Source organism: Polaromonas sp. P1_G4 (assembly GCF_056405475.1).
Genome location: NZ_JBFUCA010000902.1, coordinates 1 through 995 on the forward strand (window position 1 = coordinate 1; position 995 = coordinate 995).

General features: G+C 61.6%; 1 protein-coding gene. It reads left to right on the plus strand.

Features of this window, described 5'->3' with window-relative positions; translation table 11 throughout:
• Window positions 1-874: UDP-3-O-acyl-N-acetylglucosamine deacetylase (gene lpxC / locus AC1D1X_RS24320; protein WP_477699491.1), on the plus strand; the 874-nt coding region annotated here is incomplete at its 5' end.
• Window positions 875-995 lie beyond the last annotated feature (121 nt).

Genomic DNA, 995 nt, shown 5'->3' on the forward strand with positions numbered 1-995 from the left:
CCCGCACAGCGGCCAGCGGGTGGAACTGACCTTGCGGCCGGCGGCGCCCGATACCGGGATCGTGTTTCGCCGTGTGGATTTGCCGCAGCCGGTGGACATCGCCATCTCTGCGCAGGCCGTGACGGACACACGGCTGGCTTCCACCATTTCCAGCGGCAACGCCAAAGTGCATACGGTAGAGCACCTGATGTCGGCGTGCGCCGGCCTGGGTATTGACAACCTGTATGTCGATATCACGGCGGAAGAGGTCCCCATTCTTGACGGCTCGGCTTCTTCGTTTGTATTTTTGCTGCAATCGGCCGGCATTGCGCTGCAGGCCGCACCCAAGCGCTTTATCCGGGTGATCAAGCCTGTGGAAGTGCGCGAAGGCGAGGGCGCCAACACCAAGTGGGCGCGCCTGAGCCCCTATGAAGGCTACAAGCTCAGTTTTGAAATTGATTTCGACCACCCTGCGGTGGACTCCACCGGCCAGCGCGTTGAGTTCGACATGGGTTCGGGCGCCTACACACGCGACATCGCGCGGGCCCGCACCTTCGGTTTCACCAAGGATGTGGAAATGATGCGCGCCAATGGCCTGGCCTTGGGCGGCGGGCTGGACAACGCCATCGTCATGGACGACTACAAGGTGCTCAACAGCGACGGGCTGCGTTACAACGACGAGTTCGTGAAGCACAAGATCCTCGATGCCATGGGCGACCTCTATTTGCTGGGCAAACCGCTGCTGGCCGCCTACAGCGCGTTCCGCTCCGGCCACGCGATGAACAACAAGCTGCTGCGCGAGCTGCTGTCGCATAAGGATGCCTACGAAGTCGTCACCTTCGAGGACGAGAAAAAAGCACCGCAAGGCTTCGCCACGCTGGCACGTGCCTGGTAGGGCCGGCGGAACACGCCATGCTGCTGTTTCGCTGGCTCATCCTGCTGTTTTTGCTGGCCGCGGTGGTGTCGTTCATGTTTTACGCCGGTACTGGGCAGCCACGGTTCAAGCAGTTCGGGCT